The sequence below is a fragment of the Pseudomonas entomophila genome, assembly GCF_029478665.1.
Taxonomy (GTDB): Bacteria; Pseudomonadota; Gammaproteobacteria; order Pseudomonadales; family Pseudomonadaceae; genus Aquipseudomonas; species Aquipseudomonas entomophila_F.
Genome location: NZ_JARPQB010000027.1, coordinates 57,431 through 64,011 on the forward strand (window position 1 = coordinate 57,431; position 6,581 = coordinate 64,011).

Sequence of the window (6,581 nt, forward strand, 5' to 3'; positions counted from 1 at the left end):
TCAATGTCCTGTAACGGTCAGGCCCGGGAAGCTGATCAGCGACAACACTTGTTCGGCGATCATCTTCTGGCCTGTGATGGTGAAATGAATGCCGTCGTCGACCCGCACCTTGACCCGCTTGCCCTCCGAGGTCCGCACCGTGTACGAGAAACCCTCGTCGGTATAGCCAAGGATCGGGTTGGCCGAGACATAGTGCTGGCCGAACAGCGCGGTCTGTTCCTGGTACAGCCCGCTGAGGTAATTCATGGCCGTGGACAGCCGCGCCTTCTCCATATTAGGCGGGCCGACCCAGAGCACCTGCACATTGTGCTCACGGGCCTGTTCGAGGATCGCGTCGATACGGCCACGGTAGGCGACCTCCCACTCCGGCGATTTGAAGCGCAGGAACGGCTTGCCCTTGCCCTGGGGCATGTCCCAAGGGTCGTTGGGGCCGAGGAACACCACCATCAGGCGGATGTTCGGCTCGCGGTCAAGGGTTTCGGCCACGGTCTTGGGCCAGTTGAAGAAGCCTGGATAGGCCAGCCCGGTGCTCTGCTTGCTGAGGTTGACGGTGCGGATCTGGTAGCGCTTGCGCAGGCTGTTGGCCAGGTGCGGCGCCACGCCCTGCATCAGCGAGTCGCCCACCAGGAACACATCGTCGCCTGCGGCCAGGGCCGCGACCTTGCCCGGTTGCAACACGGTCGGCACAGGCGCTGGCGCGGCAACCACCGGCTGTGCGACCGGGACCGGTGCCGGGGCATGCACTGGCGCGGGTGCGTTGTGCACAGGCGGATGGGCGACTGCCGGCGGCAATGGCTTGGCCAAGGCCGCCGGGGTCTCCAGATTGACCGTCACCACCGGCACCGATTCAGGCAATACCTCGGCAGCGGGCGCCCCGGCCACCTGCTCGACCGGCTGCCACTGTTCGATCAGGCGGTCACGTTGCTCTTCCAACGCCAGGGTCAACTGCGCCCCGAAACGCCAGGCCGGCATCTGCCCCAGCAGCGGGATTTCACAAGTCTCGTGGTACTTCTGCTGGCAATAGAGCTTGATCGAATCCTGGCTCAGCCAGAACAACAGGGCGGTGGTGACCACGATCGCGTACAGCGCACGAGCCGCGCCCATCTGTACCTGGAACAACTGTCGGCTATCAGAAGCTTGCATAGATGAACCCCGGCACGCCCGACTGCGAAGCAAAAATAACCAGCGACACACCGACCCCGAGCGGGATCGGGTACAGCTGCCACGGCAAGCGCTGGAACGCAGCCCCGCTCTGGCGCAACAGCGCCAGCAACAACGGGTAACTGGCCACGAACAGCACGCAGGCCAGCAGCATCACACCGGTGGCGCTGTTCAGGCCTGCCAGGCTCAGCTGTGAGATGTCACCGAGCATCTCGACCGCACCGTCCAACGTCGGGCTACGGAAGAAGATCCAGGCGAACGCCACGTAGTGGAACGTCATCAAGCGTGCCAGCAGACCGGCACCGGGCAGGCGCTCGAAGCCCGGCAACAGCTGGTTGAACAGCTTGGAGATGGCCAGGCCCACGCCATGCAGCGCGCCCCAGATGATGAAATTAACGCTCGCCCCGTGCCACAGGCCGGACACCAGCATCGCCAGCAGCATGTTCAGGTTCCCGCGCCACACGCCCTTGCGGTTGCCACCCAGCGGGATGTAGACGTAGTCACGGATGAAGCGCGACAGGCTGATGTGCCAGCGCCCCCAGAATTCCTTGAGATTGTGCGCGGCGTAGGGCGCATCGAAGTTGTCCGGCAGGCGGAAACCCAGCAACAGCGCGATACCGGTCACCAGGTTGGTGTAACCGCTGAAGTTGAAGTAGATCAGGAAGCTGTAGCCATAGACGCTCAGCAGCACCTGCTCAGGCGTGGCGCTGCCGGGCGTGTCGAACACCGGGTCGACCCACTCGCTGCCGAGCCAGGCACTGAGGAAGAACAGCTTGACCACCGCCATGGCGATCAGACCCAGGGCACGCTGCGGCTCCAGCACCTGACGCATGGCCTGCGGGCGGATCTGCGGCAGCATGTGCAGGGCGCGGTTGACCGGGCCGGCCACCAGGCTGGGGAAGAATGCCAGGTACAGGGCCAGGTCCAGCGGCGCGGCGGGCGCCAGCTCGCGGCGGCTGATCGACACCAGGTAGCTGACCGAATGGAAGGCGTAGAACGACAGTCCGATCGGCACCAGCACTTCCAGTAATGGCAGCGACACCTCGAGCCCGGCACTGGCCAGCGCGCCCTGGATCCCGCCGACGAAGAATTCCTGGTACTTGAACAGGTAGAAACAGCCCAGCACCAGGGTCAGCAGCAGGACGCCGTTGAACCAGCGCCCGGGATGGCGGCCGGCCAACAACCCGAGCAGGTACACCAGCGCGCTGTAACCCAGCAGGATGTACAGCGATTGCAGGCTGAAACTCGCCACCAGGCCGTAACTGGCCGCCAGCAGCAGCAGGTTCTGCAACCGCGCGCTCCAGCACAGGCACCAATAAAGCATGAAGAACAGCGTGAAGCAGAGGCCGAATTCGATCGAAAGGAAACTCACAACGTAGTCCGTTACGTGACATCAGGGAGGGAGGCGGCTGGCCCGCGGGCCAGAGCGCGCGGATTATGGCAGAGGGCCTGCACCCTCACAATGCGGCTATCGCACAGAATGCAAGATGGTTCGCCGCAGACAAATGCAACAAAATGCGACGAACGAGAGGCCCGGGCAATTTGCTCCCCCTGCCCCGCTCTGCTAGTGTCGCGCCGTTCTGAATACCACCGAGACCGTCGCCATGGCCCGCAAAAAAGCCTCCATCGATTTCGAACAGTCCCTCGCCGACCTGCAAGCCCTGGTCGAGCGCCTGGAGAACGGCGAGTTGTCGCTGGAAGAGTCGCTGGCCGCCTTCGAGCAAGGCATCGCCCTGACCCGCGATTGCCAGGGCGCCCTGGCCCAGGCCGAACAGAAGGTGCAGATCCTGCTGGAGCGTGACGGCGAACTGGCTGCCCAGCCGTTCGACGCGGAGCCCGAGGCATGATCGCCCAGTACCAGCAAAGCGCCCAGGCGCGGGTCGACGCCGCTCTAGAACCGCTGTTCCAGGCCCCGTCGAAAGAGCTCGAACGCCTTTATGCCGCCATGCGCTACAGCGTGATGAACGGCGGCAAGCGCGTGCGCCCGCTGCTGGCCTATGCAGCCTGCGAGGCGCTGGGTGCCCCGGCCGAACAGGCCAACGGCGCCGCCTGCGCGGTGGAACTGATCCACGCCTACTCGCTGGTCCACGACGACCTGCCGGCGATGGACGACGATGACCTGCGCCGCGGCCAGCCGACCACCCACAAGGCCTTCGACGAGGCTTGCGCCATCCTTGCCGGCGACGGCCTGCAGAGCCTGGCCTTCAGCGCCCTGCTCGACCCGCGCCTGAGTTCGCAGGCCGACGGTATCCGCCTGCAGATGGTCCAGGCCCTGGCCAAGGCCGCCGGCCCCGCTGGCATGGTCGGCGGCCAGGCCATCGACCTGGGCTCGGTGGGCGTCAAGCTCGACCAGCAGGCCTTGGAATACATGCACCGGCACAAGACCGGCGCGCTGATCGAAGCCAGCGTGCGCCTTGGTGCCCTGGCCAGCGCCCGCGCCGAGCCGGCCCAGCTCGATGCCCTGCAAATTTATGCGCAGGCCATCGGCCTGGCCTTCCAGGTGCAGGACGACATCCTCGACGTGGAGAGCGACACCGCCACCCTGGGCAAGCGCCAGGGCGCCGACATCGCCCGCGACAAGCCAACCTACCCGGCGCTGCTGGGGCTGGAAGCGGCCAAGGCCTATGCCCTGGAACTGCGCGACCAGGCACTGGCGGCGCTGCAAGGCTTTGGCGAGAACGCCGAGCCGCTGCGGGCGCTGGCCCGCTACATCGTCGAACGCCGCCACTAAGGCCTGAGATACATCCTGTAGGAGCGGCCTCGTGCCGCGATAGGGCCGCAAAGCGGCCCCGCCGTTTTTGCGTCAACGCTGGAATCCTGGGGCTGCTGCGCAACCCTTTCGCGGCACAAGGCCGCTCCTACAGGATCCGCCTCGCATTAAGCGCCCTGCACACCCGTCCGAATGGGCAGCTTTTCCCACAATGGGGTAAACTGCCGCGTCTTCACACCTATAACGACACGCCTGATGCCCACGACGTTTCAAGAGATCCCCCGCGAACGCCCGGTCACGCCGTTGCTGGACCGCGCCGACACGCCCGCCGGCCTGCGCCGCCTGGCCGAAGCCGACCTGGAGACCCTGGCCGACGAGCTGCGCCAGGACCTGCTCTATACCGTGGGGCAGACCGGTGGGCATTTCGGTGCGGGCCTGGGCGTCATCGAGCTGACGATCGCCCTGCACTACGTCTTCGACACCCCGGATGACCGGCTGGTGTGGGACGTCGGCCACCAGGCCTACCCGCACAAAATCCTGACGGGCCGCCGCGACCGCATGCTCAGCCTGCGCCAGAAGGACGGCATCGCCGCCTTCCCGCGCCGCAGCGAGAGCGAGTACGACACCTTCGGTGTCGGCCACTCCAGCACCTCGATCAGCGCCGCCCTGGGGATGGCCATCGCCGCCCGCCTGCAGAACGATCCGCGCAAGTCGATCGCCGTGATCGGCGACGGCGCGCTGACCGCCGGCATGGCCTTCGAGGCGCTGAACCATGCGCAGGAAGTGGATGCCAACATGCTGGTCATCCTCAACGACAACGACATGTCGATCTCGCGCAACGTCGGTGGCCTGTCGAACTACCTGGCCAAGATCCTCTCCAGCCGCACCTACGCGAGCATGCGCGAAGGCAGCAAGAAAGTGCTGTCGCGCCTGCCCGGCGCCTGGGAAATCGCCCGCCGCACCGAAGAGTACGCCAAGGGCATGCTGGTGCCCGGCACCCTGTTCGAAGAGCTGGGCTGGAACTACATCGGCCCGATCGACGGCCACGACCTGCCCACGCTGATCGCCACGCTGCGCAACATGCGCGACCTCAAGGGCCCGCAGTTCCTGCATGTGGTCACCAAGAAAGGCAAGGGCTTCGCCCCGGCCGAAGTCGACCCGATCGGCTACCACGCCATCACCAAGCTGGAGCCAGCCGACAAGCCGGTCACGCCGAAAAAACCGAGCGGCCCGAAGTACTCCGCCGTGTTCGGCCAGTGGCTGTGCGACATGGCCGCCGCCGACAACCGCCTGGTGGGTATCACCCCGGCGATGAAGGAAGGCTCGGACCTGGTCGACTTCAGCGAACGCTACCCCGAGCGCTACTTCGACGTCGCCATCGCCGAACAGCATGCGGTCACCTTTGCCGCAGGCATGGCCTGCGAAGGCGCCAAGCCGGTGGTGGCGATCTATTCCACCTTCCTGCAACGCGCCTATGACCAACTGATCCACGACGTGGCGGTGCAGGACCTGGACGTGCTGTTCGCCATCGACCGCGCCGGCCTGGTCGGCGAGGACGGCCCGACCCACGCTGGCGCCTACGACCTGTCGTACCTGCGCTGCATCCCCGGCATGCTGGTGATGACCCCGAGCGACGAGAACGAGTTGCGCAAGATGCTCAGCACCGGCCACCACTACAAAGGCCCGGCCGCCGTGCGCTACCCACGCGGCACCGGCCCGAATGCGCCGATCAGTGGCGACCTGGAGCCGTTGGAAATCGGCAAGGGCGTGGTCCGCCGCCAGGGCAGCAAGGTCGCCTTGCTGGTGTTCGGCGTGCAATTGACCGAGGCCCTGCAAGTGGCAGAGCAGATCGGCGCCACCGTGGTCGACATGCGTTTCGTCAAGCCGCTGGACGAGGCGCTGGTGCTGGAGATGGCCGCCAGCCACGAACTGCTGGTGACCCTCGAGGAGAACGCCATCATGGGCGGCGCAGGCGCCGCCGTCGGCGAGTTCCTGGCCCGCGAGGGCGTGGTCAAGCCGCTGCTGCACCTGGGCCTGCCGGATATCTACGTCGAGCATGCCAAGCCTGCGCAGATGCTGGCCGAGTGCGGGCTGGATGCGGCCGGGATCGAAGCCTCGGTCAAGGCCCGCATGGCCAAGCTCGGTCTGTAAATCTGGGGCCGCCATGCGGCCCATCGCCGGCAAAGCCGGCTCCTACAGGGATATGCGCGGTATCTGTAGGAGCCGGCTTTGCCGGCGAACACAATCGAACGCCCTATGAAGATTCCAACCCTCACCACCCTGCTCTGCCTCCCCGCCGCCGCCCTGGCCGCCGAACCCTCCCGCGATGATGCGCTCAAGCTCCCCGACGTGCTGATCAGCGCCAGCCGCCAGGTCGAGTCGCGCACTGCCACCAGCGCCGCCAACACGGTCTTCACCCGCAGCGACATCGACCGCCTGCAACCGTCCAGCGTCACCGACCTGCTCACCCGGGTGCCCGGCGTGCAAGTCGCGCCGACCGGTGGTCGCGGTAGCCTGCCCGGCATCTTCGTGCGCGGCACCAAGGCGGCCCAGACCCTGGTGCTGGTCGACGGCGTGCGCATCGCCAACGCCACCTCCGGCGACAGTGGCCTGCAGTTTCTCGACATCGACCAGATCGAGCGGGTGGAAGTGCTGCGCGGCTCGCGCTCGGCGGTGTACGGCAGCGACGCCATCGGCGGGGGGATCCAGA

The 6,581-nt window shown here is 66.3% G+C and carries 5 protein-coding genes and 1 pseudogene; 4 read left to right on the plus strand and 2 right to left on the minus strand.

Annotated features, from left to right (window positions below):
• Both P5705_RS15410 and P5705_RS15415 read right to left on the minus strand, forming a co-directional pair.
• Window positions 1-1,143, minus strand: a complete 1,143-nt coding sequence (locus P5705_RS15410) for an SGNH/GDSL hydrolase family protein (RefSeq protein ID WP_277461704.1) — start codon at window positions 1,141-1,143, stop codon at window positions 1-3.
• Window positions 1,130-2,533, minus strand: coding sequence for an MBOAT family O-acyltransferase (locus tag P5705_RS15415; RefSeq protein WP_277461705.1), 1,404 nt, complete (start codon window positions 2,531-2,533; stop codon window positions 1,130-1,132). Before P5705_RS15415 ends, P5705_RS15410 begins: the two co-directional genes overlap by 14 nt.
• 232 nt (window positions 2,534-2,765) lie before the next feature.
• On the opposite strand from P5705_RS15415, the gene P5705_RS15420 reads away from it, so the two are divergent.
• The 4 genes and pseudogenes from P5705_RS15420 to P5705_RS15435 all read left to right on the plus strand — a co-directional run.
• Window positions 2,766-3,008, plus strand: a complete 243-nt coding sequence (locus P5705_RS15420; RefSeq protein WP_011531978.1) for an exodeoxyribonuclease VII small subunit — start codon at window positions 2,766-2,768, stop codon at window positions 3,006-3,008.
• Complete coding sequence (ispA, locus tag P5705_RS15425; protein ID WP_277461708.1) at window positions 3,005-3,892, plus strand: (2E,6E)-farnesyl diphosphate synthase; 888 nt, start codon at window positions 3,005-3,007, stop codon at window positions 3,890-3,892. The genes P5705_RS15420 and ispA overlap by 4 nt, the downstream gene beginning before the upstream one ends.
• 234 nt (window positions 3,893-4,126) lie before the next feature.
• On the plus strand, window positions 4,127-6,022 hold the full coding sequence (gene dxs / locus P5705_RS15430) for a 1-deoxy-D-xylulose-5-phosphate synthase (RefSeq protein ID WP_277461709.1): 1,896 nt from the start codon (window positions 4,127-4,129) through the stop codon (window positions 6,020-6,022).
• Window positions 6,023-6,127: 105 nt separating this feature from the next.
• Window positions 6,128-6,581, plus strand: a pseudogene (locus tag P5705_RS15435) (TonB-dependent receptor); the annotation flags it as partial.

Bases quoted from the DNA above. Each gene is read 5' to 3' on its own strand.
- P5705_RS15410 (WP_277461704.1), bottom strand. From the start codon at position 1,143: ATGCAAGCTTCTGATAGCCGACAGTTGTTCCAGGTACAGATGGGCGCG.
- P5705_RS15420 (WP_011531978.1), top strand. From the start codon at position 2,766: ATGGCCCGCAAAAAAGCCTCCATCGATTTCGAACAGTCCCTCGCCGAC.
- ispA (WP_277461708.1), top strand. From the start codon at position 3,005: ATGATCGCCCAGTACCAGCAAAGCGCCCAGGCGCGGGTCGACGCCGCT.
- dxs (WP_277461709.1), top strand. From the start codon at position 4,127: ATGCCCACGACGTTTCAAGAGATCCCCCGCGAACGCCCGGTCACGCCG.